Here is a 16,357-nt window from a genome sequence, read left to right as displayed (position 1 = left end):
GTGTCTCGGCAAGAATGTTGCGCTGGCCGGGACGGGTGGCCTTGCTGTTGTTCGGGCCCGTGTTCGGCTATGGCGTCGCGGGGCTGATCGGCGGGGCCTTGCCCGCCAATGCCGGGTGGCGGCCGCCGGCGGATGGCGTGCGCATCTATGTCGAATCGAACGGCGTGCATGTCGGGCTGGTGGTCCCGAAGGTGGCGGCGGGGGTGGATTGGCGCGGGATCGCGCCCGGAGCGGACCTGCGCGATCCGCGTTATGGAGGCTATGATCATCTTGCAATCGGCTGGGGCGAACGCACTTTCTTCCTCGAAACGGCAACCTGGGCGGACGTCCGGCTCGGCACCGTGCTCGCCGCGGCGCGCGGCAGCGACGCGACGTTGATGCACGTCGAGCACGTCCCGGCGCCGCGCGTCGGCGGCCCGGTGCGCAGCGTGTTGCTGCGCCCGGCGGAATACCGGCGACTCGCCGCTTATATCCGCGCCAGCCTCGCGCCCGAACGGACGCGCTATCGCGGTTATGACGCCAACGACGTCTTCTACGCCGCCCGCGGCCATTACAGCGCGGTGCAGACGTGCAACGCCTGGACGGGCGACGCCTTGCGGCAGGCGGGAGTACGGATCGGGCGGTGGACGCCGTTTCCGGTAACGGTGATGGCATGGTTCTAGACCGGTTGCAGGCAGGGTTCGCGCGCTGGCGCGCCGAGCCGCCGGCGCATGCGCGTTTCGGCACCGATTTCCTCGCGCCGCCGCCGCCGCCCAAGGCGCTGGCGGCGAGCGAGGTGCCGCGCGTCGCATGGATGCTGGCGACGCGCTGGCGCCATAGCGCGGCGCTGGCGGCGGTGCCGGCGGGGCGCGGCGGCGCGGTGATGGTACTGCCCGGCCTGTTCGACGCCGACGGATCGAGCATCGTGCTGCGCGACTTCCTGACCGGGCTCGGCTATCGCGCCGAAGGCTGGGGCCTCGGCCGCAACCTCGGCGTCAAGAGCGTCGGGATCGAGGCGGAACGGCTGATCGCGCGGGTCGAGGCGTTGTGCGCGGAGGCGGGGCCGGTGACCTTGGTCGGGGTCAGCCTCGGCGGGATCATGGCGCGGCTGGTCGCGCATCGCCGGCCCGATCTGGTCGCCAAGGTCATCACGGTGAGTTCGCCTTATGCCGGCGGCGGCCGCGCGACCAACGTCTGGCGCGCGTTCGAATGGGCGACCGGCGAGCGCGTCGACGATCCCGCGGTGATCGCGCGCAGCCAGGCGATCGCCGCGCCGCTGCCCGTTCCCTGCACCGCGATCTGGAGCCGTAGCGACGGCTTCGTCAACGGCTTCATCTGCCACGACCCCAGCGCCGAGGCGGTCGAGGTGAGCAGCGGCCATCTGGGGGTGCACATCCACCCCGAGGTGCTGCTCGCGATCGCCGGCGCGCTGGCGAAGGACGCGGTGGTGCAGGACCGGTAACGGGGCCGCCGTCGCGAGCGCGCGGGAGCAGCCCCCCTTCGTCATCCCGACGAAAGTCGGGACCCATGGATGCGGGCGGCGGATGGCGGCGCGCCGACGCTGACGGTCCGCGACCATGGGTCCCGGCGTTCGCCGGGATGACGGAATGGGGCAGGACTACGCTTCTAATCCGTCCGCGATGGCGGGACGGACACACCCCCTACTGTCATCCCCGCGCAGGCGGGGATCCAGACGCGCGGACCTTCGTGAGACTCACCGGCGCCAGCGTTTATGGATTCCCGCCTCCGCGGGGATGACAAAGTAAGGGGACGACGCCGCCCCCGCTCAATAACCCGCGCGATACCCCGAATAGCGGCAGGCATCCTGATCGTCGGGATGCTTGCGGCATTGCTCGGCGGCCTTCTTGCGCTCGCGGCCCTCCTTGGCCTCCTGCTTGCGCATCTTGCGGCCATAGTTGCGGTCGGCCTCGTCGTGGCTGGTGGTGGTCCAGTCGACCGCCTTGCCGGCGACCTGGAACGGCGCCTTGACGATCGACGCCGCGGTGCTGACGCAGCCCCCGGTCGCCAGCGTCAGGGGAAGAAGAACGACGAACGCGATACGCATGTTACGGATGATCCTTGGCCGCACGGCGGGTTTCGACGCCGATTAGCGGATAATCCGTGAAGAATCCGTCGATACCAAGGCCGAGCGCGCGGCGGATCTCCCCCGCGACATCGCCGTGCGTCGCGGGATCGTCGCCGTGGCGGAAGCGAGCCGGCAGGAAGACGTTCTCCGCCCGATAGGTCCAGGGATGCACCCTGAGCCCCGCGGCATGCGCGTCGGCCACCAGCGTCGTCGGCGCGTCGCCCTGCCACAATTGCCCCTTGTCCGGCCCCAGACCATAAGCATAGGTCGCGACCTGCTTGAGCCCCGCCGGGGTCAGCATCGCCGCATAGCTCGGCACCGCGCCATCCGCCGGGCCGCCCTCGCCCGCCATGAGCTGGATCAGCCGCACCTTGGTGATGCCGTGGAGATGCTGGAGGTTCTTCACCTCGAACGACTGGATGAACACCGGCGCGTCCGCGCGGTCCCACCCCGCCTTGCGCAGTTCCGCCACCAGCGACGCGTCGGTCGGATGGCCGATGCGCGCGAAATAGGTCGGATGCTTGGTCTCGGGATAGATGCCGATCGTCCGCCCCGTCTCCTGCGTCCGCCGCTTGGCGAGCGCGATGATCTCGGCGAGCGTCGGAATCTCGAACCGGCCGTCATAGGCGGCATTGCCGGCGCGCAATTTGGGCAGCCGTTCGCGCGCGCGCAGCGTCTTGAGTTCGGCGAGCGTGAAATCCTCGACGAACCAGCCGGTGATCGTCTGGCCGTCGATCGTCTTGGTCGTACGGCGATCGACGAATTCGGGATGCGACGCGACGTCGGTCGTCTCGGCGATCGCATTCTCGTGGCGCGCGACGAGCACGTCGTCCTTCGTCGGCACCAGATCGGGCTCGATGAAATCGGCGCCCTGATCGATCGCCAGCTCATAGGCGGCGAGCGTATGTTCGGGACGCGATCCGCTCGCACCGCGATGCGCGATGACGATCGGAGTCGGGAAGGGCTTGGGCATCGGCCGATCCTGCCCGTTCGCGGGAGCCGACGCCAGCAGCACGGCAGTGAGAGCGATTCGCAAACCGGAAACCATCATGGGTAAGCGCGTTAGGGCCTCAATCCTTCACGGATATGACTCTCCGACCACCGCGAGGCAGCGCATGCATTTCACCATCAACGGCCAGTCGTTCGAGGCCGAACCGGATATCCGCACCTCGCTGCTCGATCTGTGCCGCGAACATCTCGGCCTGACCGGTAGCAAGAAGGGCTGCGACCACGGCCAGTGCGGCGCCTGCACGATGCTGGTCAACGGCCGCCGCATCAATTCCTGCCTCAGCCTCGCGGTGATGCATCAGGACGACGAGATCACCACGATCGAGGGGCTCGGCACGCCCGAGGACCTGCATCCGCTGCAATCGGCGTTCGTCCGCCACGACGGCTATCAGTGCGGCTATTGCACGCCGGGGCAGATCTGCTCGGCGGTCGGCATGCTCGACGAGGTCCGCAAGGGCTGGCCGAGCCACGTCACCGGCGATCTCGACGCGCCGCGCTTCAACGACGACGAGATTTCGGAGCGGATGAGCGGCAACATCTGCCGCTGCGCCGCCTATCCCAATATCGTCGATGCGATCCGCGAGGTCGCCGAAGCCGACGGCACGGTCGATATCGCCCTTCGCCAGAAAGTGGAGGCAGGCGCATGAAGACCTTCACCTACGCCAAGGCCGACGACGCCGAGACCGCGGTGCGCGACGCACACGTCTCCGGCGCCAAGTTCATCGCCGGCGGCACCAATCTGCTCGACCTGATGAAGCTGCAGGTCGAGACGCCCGAGAAGCTCGTCGATATCAGCCGGCTGCCGCTCGGCGAGATCGAGGAGCGCGAGGATGGCGGGCTGACGATCGGCGCGCTGGTGCCGAACGCCGACCTCGCCGCCGATCCGCGCGTCATCGAAAAGTATGAGGTGCTTAGCCGCGCTTTGCTGGCCGGTGCTTCGGGGCAGTTGCGCAACAAGGCGACGACCGGCGGCAATTTGCTCCAGCGGACGCGCTGCTATTATTTCTACGACACCGCGACCGCGTGCAACAAGCGCGAGCCCGGCACCGGCTGTTCCGCGGTCGGCGGGTTCAACCGCGTGCTGGCGGTGCTCGGCACGTCGGACCATTGTATCGCGACGCATCCCGGCGACATGCCGGTGGCCATGCGCGCGCTCGACGCGACGATCATCACGCTCAAGGCGGACGGCGACAAGCGGCGGATCTCGATCCACGATTTCTACCGCCTGCCCGGCGATACGCCGAATATCGAGACGGTGCTGGAGCCCGGCGAACTCATCACCCATGTCGAGCTGCCCGCCCCGCCGAAGGGCAAACAGACCTATCGCAAGGTGCGCGACCGCGCGTCCTACGCCTTCGCACTCGTCTCGGTCGCCGGCGTGGTCAGCGTCGAGGACGGCAAGATCGCTTCGGCGGCGCTAGCCTTCGGCGGCCTCGGCCCGATGCCGTGGCGCAACCCGGCGGTGGAGGCCGCACTGGTCGGCAAGGCACCGTCCGACGCGCTGTTCAGCGAAGCCGCCGATATCCTGCTCGCCGATGCCAAGGGCTATGGCTCGAACGACTTCAAGATCCCGCTGACGCGCCGGGTTCTGATCGCCACGCTGCGCGACCTGACGGGAGAATGAGTATGTTCGGTTTCGGCAAGGGCGACACCAATTCGCTCACGATGAACAAGGCGCATCCGGACAGCCTGCTCGACCGCGGCGTGCAGGACGTGATCGGCAAGCCGCTCGACCGCGTCGACGGCCCGAAGAAGGTGTCGGGCAAGGCGACCTATGCGGCGGAATATGCGCTCGACAACGTCGCCTCCGGTTATCTCGTGCGCGCCACGGTCGGCGCGGGCAAGATCAGGCACCTCGACGCGGAAGCCGCCAAGGCGATGCCCGGCGTGATCGACGTCATCACCGACTATGCGAGCTTCATCCGCAACCCGCAGCAGGGCGGCGAGACGAGCGCACCGACGCAGGGCGTCGAGGACGTCGCCTATCACGGCGAGATCATCGCGATCGTCGTCGCCGAAGGCTACGAGATCGCGCGCGACGCGGCGCTCCGCATCACGGTCGACTATGCCCCCGCCGAGGGCCGCTACAGCTTCCTCGCGCATCGCGAGGAAGCGGAAAAGCCGAGCGCGCAGCAGATCCCGCCCCACCACAAACAGGGCAACGTCGACAAGGCGATGGGCGAGGCCGCGTTCGCGGTCGACGTCACCTATACGACGCCGAGCCAGAATTCGGCTGCGATGGAGCCCCACGCCAGCCTCGCGGTGTGGGAAGACGGCGCGCTGACGCTGTACGGCTCGTACCAGATGCCCTCGTCGGACAAGCAGCAGCTCGCCAAGGCGCTCGGCGTCTCGGCGGACAAGGTGCGGATCGTCGCCGCCTATGTCGGCGGCGGCTTCGGCTCGAAGCTCGGCATCGCGCCCGAGAGCGTCGCCGCGGCGATCGCCGCCAAGCGCCTCAACCGGCCGGTCAAGGCGGTGATGGCGCGCCAGCAGGTGTTCGACGCGACCGTGCGCCGCTCGAACACCGAACAGCGGATGCGCCTCGGCGCGACCGCCGAGGGCAAGCTGACCGCGATCGGCCACGAGACGCTCGTGTCGAACCTGCCCGGTGAGGATTATTTCGAGCCCGCCGGCGTCTCGACGCACTTCCTCTACGACGGCGAGAACCGGCTGATCACGCACGACATCGTCCGGCTCGACTGGATGCTGGCGGGATCGATGCGCGCGCCCGGCGAGGCGGTCGGGCTGATCGCGCTGGAAGGCGCAATGGACGAACTGGCGGAGAAGATGGGGATCGATCCGATCGAACTGCGCCGCCGCAACGAGCCCGAGCAGGATCCGGAAAAGAAGATCCCCTATTCGTCGCGCGCGTTGATCCCCTGTCTCGAGCGCGGCGCCGAATCGTTCGGTTGGTCGCGACGCAAGCCCGCCGGCACCGACCGGCGCGGCGACTGGCTGTACGGCATCGGCGTCGCCTCGGCGGCGCGCTCGAACCAGTTGCTCAAGTCGGCGGCCAAGGTCTCGATCGATGGCCAGGGCAAGGCGCATGTCGAAACCGACATGACCGATATCGGCACCGGCACCTATACGATCCTCGGCCAGATCGCCGCCGAGATCCTCGGCCTGCCGCTCGAGGACGTCATCGTCCATCTCGGCGACACCGATGCGCCGCCGGGCGCCGGCTCTGGCGGGTCGTGGGGCGCGAGCTCGTCGGGCTCGTCGGTCTATCTCGCCTGCGAGGCGCTGCGCGGCCAGATCGCCAAGGCGATGGGCGTCGACGAAGGCGCGATGACTCTGAAGGACGGCCGCGTGATCGCCGACAACCGCAGCGTGCCGCTCGCCGAACTGGTCGGCGAAGGCATGGAGGCGACCGGCGAAATCTCGCCCGGCAAGCAGGAGAAGACGTTCAACCAGGCGAGCTATGGCGCGCATTTCGCCGAGGTCGCGGTCAACGTCGTCACCGGCGAGGTGCGGGTGAAGCGCATGCTCGGCGTGTTCGCGGCGGGGCGTATCCTCAATGAGAAGACGGCGCGCTCGCAATGCCTTGGCGGCATGACCTTCGGCATCGGCTGCGCGCTGACCGAGGAGCTGGTCCACGATCCCCGCAACGGCAAGATCGTCAACCGCGATCTCGGCGAATATCACCTGCCGGTGAACGCCGACGTGCCGCAGCTCGAGGTCGAGTTCCTGTACGAACGCGACATCGAGGCCAATCCGCTGCACGCCAAGGGCCTCGGCGAGGTCGGCATCTGCGGCGCGGCGGGGGCGATCGGCAATGCGATCTACAACGCCACCGGCGTGCGCGTCCGCGACTTTCCGCTGACGCTCGACAAGCTGCTGGAGGGCCTGCCGGCGGTGTGAGGCATCCCGTCACCCCGGGCGTGTTCGAGACCTTTTCGAAAGTCGCCCAGTGCTCCTGAGAACGCAGGAGCCCAGGAGTCCCGAGCGACATAAGACGTTGTTTTTTTGGGCTCTGGGCTCCTGCTTTCGCAGGAGCACTGGGCTACTCCACCGGTGATGCGGACTTTCGCAGAGTTTTCGACCTGTCCCGGGGTGCCACTCCCTCTTTCCCACCGGGAGAAGAAGCGGGACCCCGGCTCAAGGCCGGGGTGACGAGTAACGGGACGGCTCATCCCACCCTTCACCCTGCCTGCCCCGCATCCTACATCACCCCCACCCCGTCCGGGGGAGAGGATTGACGCGATGAACGAGATGACGATGGATCGCGCCTACCGGCCCGCCGGGCTGGCGCAGGCGCGGCAGGGCCTGCTCGGCGCGTCCGTCCCGCGCATCGAGGGGCCGGCGAAGGTCAGCGGCACCGCCACCTACGCCTATGAGGGCGCGGAGGCCGGCACCGCCTATGCCGCGATCGTCGGCGCGCCGGTCGGCAGCGGCCGGATCACCGGCGTCGACTCCGCCGCCGCCGAGGCCTTGCCCGGCGTGCTCGCGGTCATCCACGGCGACCCGCGGATGGTCACCGGCGGCAGCAATTCGCAAGGCATAGCGCACAGCGGCACCGACCAGATCTTCCATTACGGCCAGCCCGTCGCGATCGTCGTGGCGGAAGACCAGACGATCGCGCGCGACGCCGCCGCGCTGGTCGTCGTCCATGCCGAAGCCGGCGACGGCCGCTTCGACCGCGAGGCGCAGCGGGTGCAGCGCGACCACGATATCGGTTTCCTGAAACCGGTCGACATCGGCGATCTCGACGCCGCGCTCGCCGCCGCGCCGGTGGTGATCGACCGCAGCTATACGACGCCGGTGCATTTCCCCGCCGCGCTCGAACCCCATGCCAGCACCGTCGCGTGGGAGAACGGCAAGCTGCTGGTGCGCACCAGCAATCAGGTGATCGGCGGCGCCCGCGGCACGATCGCCAAGGCGCTCGGCCTCGCCAAGGACGACGTGCGCGTGCTCGCGCCGTACGTGGGCGGCGGCTTCGGCGGCAAGACCGGCGTCGGGCCGGAGGTGATCCTCGCCGCGATCGCCGCCGAAACGGTCGGCCGACCGGTCAAGATCGCGCTGCCACGCGCGCAGACCGCCTATCTCGTCCACCACCGTTCGGCGACGACGCAGCGCGTCCGCATCGGCGCCACCGAGGACGGCCGCATCACCGCCTTCGCGCATGAGGGCGTCGCATCGCAGAACGACGATGCCAGCTTCCTCGAACCGATCCCGTTCGGCTCGCTGCCGCTCTATGCCGGCGAGGCACGGCGCTTCCGCACCGATCTGGTCCGCGTCGACCTGCCCGCCACCGGCGCGGTACGCGCGCCGGGCGAGGCGATCGGCACCTTCGCGGTCGAATGCGCGATGGACGAACTCGCCGAACGGCTCGGCCTCGATCCGGTCGAGCTGCGCCGCCGCAACGAGCCCGAGGCCGATCCGGTCAGCGGCAAGCGTTTCTCGACGCGGCGGATGCTCGATTGCTACGACGAGGGCGCGCGCCGCTTCGGCTGGGCGGAGCGGCGCAGGCGGCGTGAGGGCGACTGGCTGATCGGCCACGGCATGGCGGCGGCCTTGCGCGGCAATTTCACCGTCAAGGCGGAGGCGCGGGTGACACTCGGCGCCGACGGCCGCGCGACGGTCGCGTGCGACATGACCGATATCGGCACCGGCACCTATACGATCCTGGCGCAGACCGCGGGCGAGATGCTCGGCCTGCCGGTGGCATCGGTGGCGGTGACCATCGGCGACACCGATTTCCCCGCCAGCGCCGGCTCGGGCGGCTCGTTCGGCGCGGGCAGCGCCTGTTCGGCGGTGGTGCTCGCCTGCGAGGACATCATCGCCGCGCTCGCGTTACGCATGAACGCATCCCCCGAGGAACTGACGCTGCACGACGGCTATGTCGTCGCGGGCGGGCGCAGCGTCGCGCTCGCCGATCTGCTCCACGGCGAACCGATCGTCGCCACCGGCAAGACCGGCCCCGGCGCCGAGACGCAGGCGACCAGCCAGGCGAGCCACGGTGCGCATTTCGTCGAGGTCGCGGTCAACGCGATCACCGGCGAGGTCCGCGTACGGCGGATGCTCGGCGTGTTCGACGTCGGCCGCGTGCTCAACGCCAAGACCGCGGCGAACCAGCTCATCGGCGGCATGGTCTGGGGCCTGTCCTACGCGCTCGGCGAGGAAGCGGTGGTCGACACGCGCAACGGCCATTTCGTCAATCCCGACTTCGGCGAATATCATGTCGCGGTGAACGCCGACGTGCCGCAGATCGAAGTGCATTTCGTCGAGGAGATCGACGACAGCGCCAACCCGGTCGGCGCCAAGGGGGTCGGCGAACTCGGCATCTCCGGCGCGGGCGCGGCGGTGGCCAATGCGATCCACGACGCCTGCGGCGTGCGCGTGCGCGACTTCCCGGTGACGCTCGACAAACTGCTGGCAGGATTGCCGGATCTCTAACACCGCCCTCCTCCGTTCGCCCTGAGCTTGTCGAAGGGCATTGAGACCCACCGTACTTCGACAAGCTCAGCACGAACGGGTGTGATGCCCGGCGGGTGCCAAGGAAGACTGACATGGCCGAAAACGATTCCGTCCTCACCGCCGCCCGCCACTGGCAGGGCGAGCCGCTCGCCCTCGCGACGGTGGTCTCCACCTGGGGCAGCGCGCCGCGCCCGCGCGGCAGCCATATGCTCGTCCATGCCGACGGCCGCTTCGAAGGCTCCGTCTCCGGCGGATGCGTCGAAAGCGACATCCTCCAGACCGCCGCCGAGGTGATCGCCGGCGCCCCCTTCCAGCTCAAGCGCTACGGCGTCGCCGACGATGCGGCATGGGAGGTCGGCCTGCCCTGCGGCGGCGAGATCGCGGTGATGGTGCAACCGGTATCGGCGACGGGCTTCGACCCCGAATTGTTCGACCGCATCGCCGAGGCGCGCGAGCGCGGCGAGGCGCTCACCGTCACCACCGACCTCGCCACCGGTCACAGCGACCTCAAGCCACTGGAAACCGGTGAGGTCTTCGCCAACCGCTACGATCCGGCACGGCGGCTGCTGATCGTCGGCGCGGTGCAGATCGCGCAGGCGCTCGCCGAACTGGCGCGCACGCTCGGCATCGCCACGACGGTGATCGACCCGCGCGCGCGCTTCCTCACCGAGGAGCGCTTCCCCGGCGTGACGCTCGACGACCGCTGGCCCGACGAGGCGATCGAGGCCTTAAAGCCCGGCCCCGCCACCGCGGTCGTGACGCTCAGCCACGACATCAAGATCGATGATCCGGCATTGATCGCCGCGCTCGCGACCAACGCGCCGTATGTGGGCGCGCTCGGCAGCCGGCGCAGCCATGCGGCGCGGCGCGAACGGCTCGCCGCCGCCGGCCTGAATGCGGAGCAGATCGACCGGATCGACGCGCCGGTCGGCATCGATATCGGCGCGATCGGCCCGTCCGAGATCGCGCTGTCGATCGCGGCGGCGATGGTGGGGGCATTTCATGATCGCGGCTGAGGATTGCGTCCTGGTGCTGCTCGCCGCGGGGCGGTCGCGCCGGATGGGCGATATCGGCAGCAAGCTCGACGCGCCGTTCCTCGGCCGGCCGCTCGGGCTGCACGTTGCGGTGGCGCTCGAGGACATGCCGTTCCGCGAGCGCGTCGCCGTCGTCGGCCGCGCCGAATGCGATTATGCCGCGCACGGCTTCACGATCGTGCGCAACGACGACCCCGATCAGGGGCTCAGCCGGTCGCTGGCGCTCGGCGTCGACTGCGCGCGCGCGCGCGGCGTCAAGGCGGTGGTGGTGGCGCTCGCCGACATGCCGCGGGTGACCGCGACGCACATTTACCAGTTGCTCGACGCCGCCGACGACGAGAATGCCATCGTCGCATCGAGCGACGGCCGCGCCCCCAAGCCGCCCGCGGTGTTCGGCGCAGGCCGGTTCGATGCGCTCGTGGGGCTGGAGGGCGATGCCGGCGCCCGCGAGATGGTGCGCGCGGGCAAGCACGTCGTGACGACCCCCGCCGAGCTGATCGACGTCGACACGCCCGAGGAACTGGAGCGCTTGCGCGAACTGGTCGGCGCGCCGGAAGCCTATACCCGGCGGGGCCGGCAGTCGGTCGGCTGACGCCGCCTCCCCGTCGTCATCCCCCATATGTCATCCCCGCGCAGGCGGGGATCCATACGCGCAGGCCGGGCGGCTCTTGCGCAGCGTCAGCGTCTATGGATCCCCGCCTTCGCGGGGATGACGAAAAGGAATGGGGTCGGAGGTCACCGCCCACAGCATCGGACGGCAACCAGACACGTTCGCCATCCGACCGAACATCGCCCTGTCGGGGTCTGTCCTACACCCCCGCCGCCTTGCTAGACGCCGAATCCGCGCTCTTTCTCATCGGTGCAAAAACGGAAACGATAGGAGACGATCGTTTCCATTCAGGTGTCCATCTTGTCCATGTTCGGCGCCTAAGTCATTCATGCCGCAGCGCATCGATCGGATTGAGCGCCGCCGCGCGTCGCGCCGGAAAATAGCCGAACACCACCCCGATCACCGCCGAGATCGCGAAGGCGATGATGTTGATCTGCGGATCGAACGTCCACGGCACCTGCATCAGCGGCACCAGCGCGAGGATCACCCCCTGCGCGATCACCAGCCCGATGATCCCGCCGAGGCACGACAGCGCCACCGCCTCGACGAGGAACTGGAGCAGCACCTCGCGCGCGACCGCGCCGATCGCGAGGCGGATGCCGATCTCGCGCGTCCGCTCCGTCACCGACACCAGCATGATGTTCATGATGCCGATGCCGCCGACGACCAGGCTGATCGCCGCCACCGCCGCGACGATGCGGGTGAGCAGCGTCGTCGTGCCGGTCAGCGTGTCGGAAATCTGCTTGGTGTCGAAGATGTTGAAATCGTCGTCGCGCGCCCCGGTGATATGCCGCCGCTCGCGCAGCAGATCGGTGATCGCGCTCTGGACATTGCTCGTCTGGTAATCGGTGTCGACGCCGACCAGCATCAGCCGCACGTCGCGGTTGCCGGTGAAGCGGCGCTGCACCGTCTTGATCGGCATGACGACGACATCGTCCTGATCGCCGAACCCGCCCTGCCCGCGCGTGCTGAGCGCACCGATCACGTCGCAGCTCACGTTGCCGAGGCGGATGCGCGCGCCGATCGGGTCGCCGCCGCGGAACAGGTTCTGGCGCACGGTATTGCCGATCAGGCACACCGCCTTGCCCGCCTCCTGTTCGGCCGGCGTCCAGTAGCGGCCCGACACCAAAGGCCAGGGCTGGACGGTGAGGAAGGCGCTGGTGGTGCCGTTGATCGTCGTCGACCAGTTGGCGCCCTCGTAGATCGCAGTGGCCGAGGCGCTCGCCTGCGGCGCGACCGCGGTGACGCCGGCGATCTGGTTGGCGATCGCCTCGACGTCCTCGGGCTTGAAATTGGGCGGCTGCGGGCCGCCGCCGCCGCGGCCGAAGCCCTGACCGGGACGGATCTGGAGGATGTTGCTGCCGAGCGCCGAAATCTGCTGCTGCACCGCGGCGGTGGTCGCCTTGCCCAGCGTCACCATCGTCACGACCGCGCCGACGCCGATGACGATGCCGAGGATGGTCAAGAACGAGCGCAGCAGATGCCGCCGGATCGACCGCAGCGCGAGGATGAGCGTGGTGCCGAGCATCTAGGCCTCCACCGCCGCGCCCTGCCGGTGCTGCGCCTCGATCTTCTCGACCAGCCCGTCCTTGAAATGGATCACCGTCCGCGCAAACGCCGCCATATCGGGTTCGTGCGTCACCATCAGCACGGTGATGTTGCTCGTCCGGTTGAGGTCGGTGAGCAATTCCATGATCTCCACCGAGCGTTCGCTGTCGAGGTTGCCGGTCGGCTCGTCGGCGAGCAGCACGTCGGGCTGGGTGACGATCGCGCGTGCGATCGCGACGCGCTGCTGCTGGCCGCCCGACAGTTCGGCGGGCGTATGGTCCCACCAGCGATCGAGCCCGACCTTTTCGAGCGCCGCCATGCCGAGGTCGCGGCGCGTCTTCTTGTCCTCGCCGCGATAGAGCAACGGCAGCTCGACATTCTCGAGCGCGCTGGTCCGGCTGAGCAGGTTGAACCCCTGGAACACGAAGCCGAGGTAGCGGCGGCGGAGCAACGCCCGCTGGTCGCGGTCGAGCGTCTGGACGGGATGGCCGCGGAACAGGAAGGTGCCCGCCGACGGCACGTCGAGACAGCCGAGGATGTTCATCGTCGTCGACTTGCCCGACCCCGACGGCCCCATGACAGCGACGAAATCGCCCGCCTGGATATCGAGGTCGACGCCCTTCAACGCCTGGAACTGCGTCGCCCCGGTGCCATAGACCTTGGTGACGTCGCGCATCGTGATGATCGGATCAGGCACGATGCCCTCCCCGCTCCGCGCCCGCCGGGCGGGCGTTACTGGCCACCCGCGCCACCCTGCCGGCGCTGGCCGCCGCCGCTGCGCTTGCCCGCACCCGCGCCCTCGTTACCGCTCGACAACTGACCGGTGATAACCTGCTGACCCGGCTTGAGATTGCCACTCAGCACCTCGGTCATCGTGCCGTTGGTGTCGCCAGTGGTCACCTGCACGGGCTGCGGCTTGCCCTCGGCGTCCTTGACGTAGATCGTCTGCGACGCGCCGCGGCCGAGCGTCGCGGTCCGTTCGGGCCGGTCGCGGCGCGGGCGGAAGGTCAGCGAGCCGGCGATACCGCCGCTCGATCCGCCCGCCCCCGCCGCGGCGGGCTTGAAGCGCAACGCCGCATTGGGGACGAGCAGCACGTTCTGCTTGTCCGACGTGACGATATCGGCGGTCGCGGTCATCCCCGGACGCAGTTGGAGCGAAGGATTGGCGACGGTGAGATCGGCGGCATAGCTCACCACCTGCCCGGTCGTCGACGTCGTGCTGGTCGTCGTCGAGGTCGAACTCGCCGAGCTGACGGTCAGGTTCGAGCCGAGATCGACGCGCGTGATCGTCGCCGGAAAGGTGCGGCCGGGAAAGGCGTCGACGGTGAAATTGGCCTTCTGCCCGACCTTGACCTCGCCGACGTCGGCCTCGTCGATTGCGACCTCCAGCTTCATCTTGCTGAGGTCCTCGGCGATGACGAACAGCGTCGGCGTGTTGAACGAGGCGGCGACGGTCGCGCCCGGATCGATCTGGCGCGCGAGCACGACGCCGTTGACCGGCGAGCGGATGATTGCACGCGCCCGCTGCGTCTGGTTCTGCGCCAGCGCCGCCTGCGCCGCGGCGACGTTCGCCTGCGCCACCTTCAATGCGGCGACGCTGCGCTGGTAATCGGCGCGGCCGGTCTGGAGCTCGGTCCCCGACGGCACCCGGCCGTTGGACAGCTTGTAGACCTCCTCCAGCCGGGCGAGCTGCGCACGGCTCTCGGCGACGGTCGCCTGCGCCTGATTGACCTGCGCCTGATTGGCGGCGATCTGCGCCTGCTGCTGGCGGATCTGGTCGTCGATCTGTTGCGGATCGATCAGCGCGAGTGGCTGGCCGGCGCTGACGCGGTCGTTGACGTCGACCACCACCTTGGTGACCAGCCCGGAAAGCTGCGACCCGACCGTCACCTGATTGGTCGGCGCGAGCTTGCCCGTCGCCGAGACGGTGACGGTGAGGTTGCCGCGTTCGGCTGCCTGCGTCGCATAGCCCGCTTCCGCCTTCGGCCCGAAGCAGCTCTTGAGCAGCAGCGCGAGCAGCACCACGCCGATCGCGACGAACACCCATTTGATGTAACGCCGCCATGCCGGCACCGGCTTTACGCCGAGAAAGTCGTCGATCGGTTCGGCCATCAGCGGGTCTCTGACACGGGAGTTCGGGAGGTGCGCTCGGGCGCCTGCGGGACGACGCTCGCGTCCCAGCCGCCGCCGAGCGCATTGTAGAGCGAGACCAGCGCGGTCGCCTGATCGGACCGCGCCGAGGTCAGGCCGTTCTGCGCGGAGAGCAGCGCCGCCTCCTGCTGGTTGAGCGTCGTGAAATCGGTGAGGCCGCTGCGATACTGGCTGCGCGCGAGGATCGCGGAGGCATTGGCGGCGTCATAGGCGATGCGGAACTGCGTCTCGCGCTGGCGCGCGGCATCGAGCGCGACGATCGCATTCTCGATATCCTCGAGCGCGGTCAGCACCGTGCCGCGATAGGCGGCGAGCGCGGCGTCGGCCGCCGCCTCGTTCGATCGCACCTGGCTGCGCAGCCGGCCGCCGTTGAAGATCGCCTGCGTCAGCCCGGCGAACAGGCTGCCGGTGATTGCATCGCCGAGGCTGCCGATGCCGGTCGCATTGGTGTTGATATTGCCGCTGATCGCCAGCGCCGGATAGAGCTGCGCCTTGGCGACGCCGATCTGCGCGGTCGCCGACGCCAGCGAGCGTTCCGCCGCGCGGACGTCGGGCCGGCGGCGCAGTGCATCGGCGGGGATGCCGACGCCGACCGTCACCGGGCCGCGCGGGATCGGCCTTGCCGCCGCCAGTGCGCTGCGCAGCGCACCCGGTGCCTGCCCGGTCAGCACGCCGAGCCGCGCAACCGCGGCGGCATATTGCTGCTCGATCTGCGGCACCGTCGCGGCGGTCTGCGCGCGCTGGCTGCGCGCCTGCTCGACGTCGACCGACGAGACCAGCCCGGCCTGCACGCGAAACCCCGCGATCTCCAGATTGTCGTCCTGGATGGCGAGGCTGGCGCGAGCATTGGCGAGCTGCGCCTGATAGGCGCGGGCGAGCACGTAATTGGTCGCCACCTCGCTCTCGACGGTGAGCAACGTCGTCGCATAGTCGAAGCCGCTCGCCTCATATTGCGCGCGCGTCGCCTCGACGGTGCGGCGCACCTCGCCGAACAGGCCGAGCTGATAGCTCGCCGACAGGCCGGCGGAGAAGCTGTTGGTGCCGCCGCCGCCGGTGTCGACCACGGTGCCGTCGGGCAAGGTGAACGAACGGCCGCCGCCGCGCAGATTCTCGTTACGCTGATAGCCCGCCGAACCGGATAGCGTCGGCAACAGCGAGGCGCGGCTCTGCACCAGCGATTCGCGTGCCTGCCGCAGCCGCGCGATCGCCTGCGCGACATCGGTATTGGCGAGCCGTGCCTGGTCGACGAGCTGGCCGAGCACCGGATCGTCGAAGTTCGACCACCAGCGGGTAAGGTCCTCGGCGGTCTGCTGCGCCGGCACCGAATAGGCATCGGGCACGCCGAGATCCGCGGCGCTCTTCGGGTGATAATCGGGGCCGACGGTACAGCCGGCCAGCGCGGCGGTCACGAGCAACAGGACGGGAACACGGGCCATCGCCGTATCGTGTGGCCAACACACTGCGGCGTCCAGCCTTTTTGTGTCGCAATGTGTGTCGCCGGAATGTCCGCGCGGACACATGCGC

At 69.1% G+C, this 16,357-nt stretch carries 14 protein-coding genes; 8 read left to right on the top strand and 6 right to left on the bottom strand.

The annotated features are described in order from the left end of the window. Window positions 1-35: 35 nt before the first annotated feature. Both AC07U4_RS12915 and AC07U4_RS12910 read left to right on the top strand, forming a co-directional pair. A complete protein-coding gene (locus AC07U4_RS12915) occupies window positions 36-662 on the top strand; it encodes a TIGR02117 family protein (protein ID WP_495195643.1) in 627 nt (208 codons plus the stop codon). Beyond that, window positions 653-1,441, top strand: a complete 789-nt coding sequence (locus AC07U4_RS12910; protein WP_495195642.1) for an alpha/beta hydrolase — start codon at window positions 653-655, stop codon at window positions 1,439-1,441. Before AC07U4_RS12915 ends, AC07U4_RS12910 begins: the two co-directional genes overlap by 10 nt. Window positions 1,442-1,765: 324 nt before the next feature. Here AC07U4_RS12910 and AC07U4_RS12905 read toward each other — a convergent pair whose 3' ends face one another. Together AC07U4_RS12905 and AC07U4_RS12900 are read right to left on the bottom strand one after the other, a co-directional pair. After that, window positions 1,766-2,044, bottom strand: coding sequence for a hypothetical protein (locus AC07U4_RS12905; RefSeq protein ID WP_495195641.1), 279 nt, complete (start codon window positions 2,042-2,044; stop codon window positions 1,766-1,768). 1 nt (window position 2,045) lies between these two features. Then, on the bottom strand, window positions 2,046-3,038 hold the full coding sequence (locus AC07U4_RS12900) for a glycerophosphodiester phosphodiesterase (RefSeq protein WP_495195640.1): 993 nt from the start codon (window positions 3,036-3,038) through the stop codon (window positions 2,046-2,048). Window positions 3,039-3,180: 142 nt separating this feature from the next. Here AC07U4_RS12900 and AC07U4_RS12895 point away from each other — a divergent pair, with 142 nt between their 5' ends. From AC07U4_RS12895 to AC07U4_RS12870, 6 genes are all read left to right on the top strand, one after another. After that, complete coding sequence (locus AC07U4_RS12895; protein ID WP_495179204.1) at window positions 3,181-3,720, top strand: 2Fe-2S iron-sulfur cluster-binding protein; 540 nt, start codon at window positions 3,181-3,183, stop codon at window positions 3,718-3,720. Further along, window positions 3,717-4,697, top strand: a complete 981-nt coding sequence (locus AC07U4_RS12890) for an FAD binding domain-containing protein (protein ID WP_495195639.1) — start codon at window positions 3,717-3,719, stop codon at window positions 4,695-4,697. The genes AC07U4_RS12895 and AC07U4_RS12890 overlap by 4 nt, the downstream gene beginning before the upstream one ends. A gap of 2 nt (window positions 4,698-4,699) precedes the next feature. Next, on the top strand, window positions 4,700-6,934 hold the full coding sequence (locus tag AC07U4_RS12885; protein ID WP_495195868.1) for a xanthine dehydrogenase family protein molybdopterin-binding subunit: 2,235 nt from the start codon (window positions 4,700-4,702) through the stop codon (window positions 6,932-6,934). A gap of 342 nt (window positions 6,935-7,276) precedes the next feature. Beyond that, window positions 7,277-9,469, top strand: coding sequence for a molybdopterin cofactor-binding domain-containing protein (locus AC07U4_RS12880; protein ID WP_495195638.1), 2,193 nt, complete (start codon window positions 7,277-7,279; stop codon window positions 9,467-9,469). 113 nt (window positions 9,470-9,582) lie between these two features. Next, a complete protein-coding gene (locus tag AC07U4_RS12875; protein WP_495195637.1) occupies window positions 9,583-10,506 on the top strand; it encodes an XdhC family protein in 924 nt (307 codons plus the stop codon). Further along, entirely contained in the window at window positions 10,493-11,116 is a 624-nt protein-coding gene (locus AC07U4_RS12870; RefSeq protein ID WP_038663041.1) for a nucleotidyltransferase family protein, read from the top strand. The genes AC07U4_RS12875 and AC07U4_RS12870 overlap by 14 nt, the downstream gene beginning before the upstream one ends. A gap of 340 nt (window positions 11,117-11,456) precedes the next feature. On the opposite strand, the gene AC07U4_RS12865 is transcribed toward AC07U4_RS12870, so the two are convergent. The 4 genes from AC07U4_RS12865 to AC07U4_RS12850 are packed head-to-tail and all read right to left on the bottom strand — an operon-like array spanning window position 11,457 to window position 16,269. Then, window positions 11,457-12,662, bottom strand: a complete 1,206-nt coding sequence (locus AC07U4_RS12865; RefSeq protein WP_038663043.1) for an ABC transporter permease — start codon at window positions 12,660-12,662, stop codon at window positions 11,457-11,459. Then, window positions 12,663-13,382, bottom strand: a complete 720-nt coding sequence (locus AC07U4_RS12860) for an ABC transporter ATP-binding protein (protein ID WP_156143824.1) — start codon at window positions 13,380-13,382, stop codon at window positions 12,663-12,665. 32 nt (window positions 13,383-13,414) lie between these two features. After that, the gene (locus AC07U4_RS12855) at window positions 13,415-14,794 is read right to left on the bottom strand and encodes an efflux RND transporter periplasmic adaptor subunit (RefSeq protein ID WP_495195636.1); all 1,380 of its coding nucleotides are present in this window, start codon (window positions 14,792-14,794) and stop codon (window positions 13,415-13,417) included. Continuing rightward, window positions 14,794-16,269, bottom strand: a complete 1,476-nt coding sequence (locus tag AC07U4_RS12850) for an efflux transporter outer membrane subunit (protein WP_495195635.1) — start codon at window positions 16,267-16,269, stop codon at window positions 14,794-14,796. Before AC07U4_RS12850 ends, AC07U4_RS12855 begins: the two co-directional genes overlap by 1 nt. Window positions 16,270-16,357: the final 88 nt, after the last annotated feature.

This window comes from Sphingomonas sp. GW821-FHT02B09, from assembly GCF_059421875.1.
The sequence above is the reverse complement of the archived record's forward strand: the minus strand, read 5'-3'. Positions and strand labels throughout refer to the sequence as shown.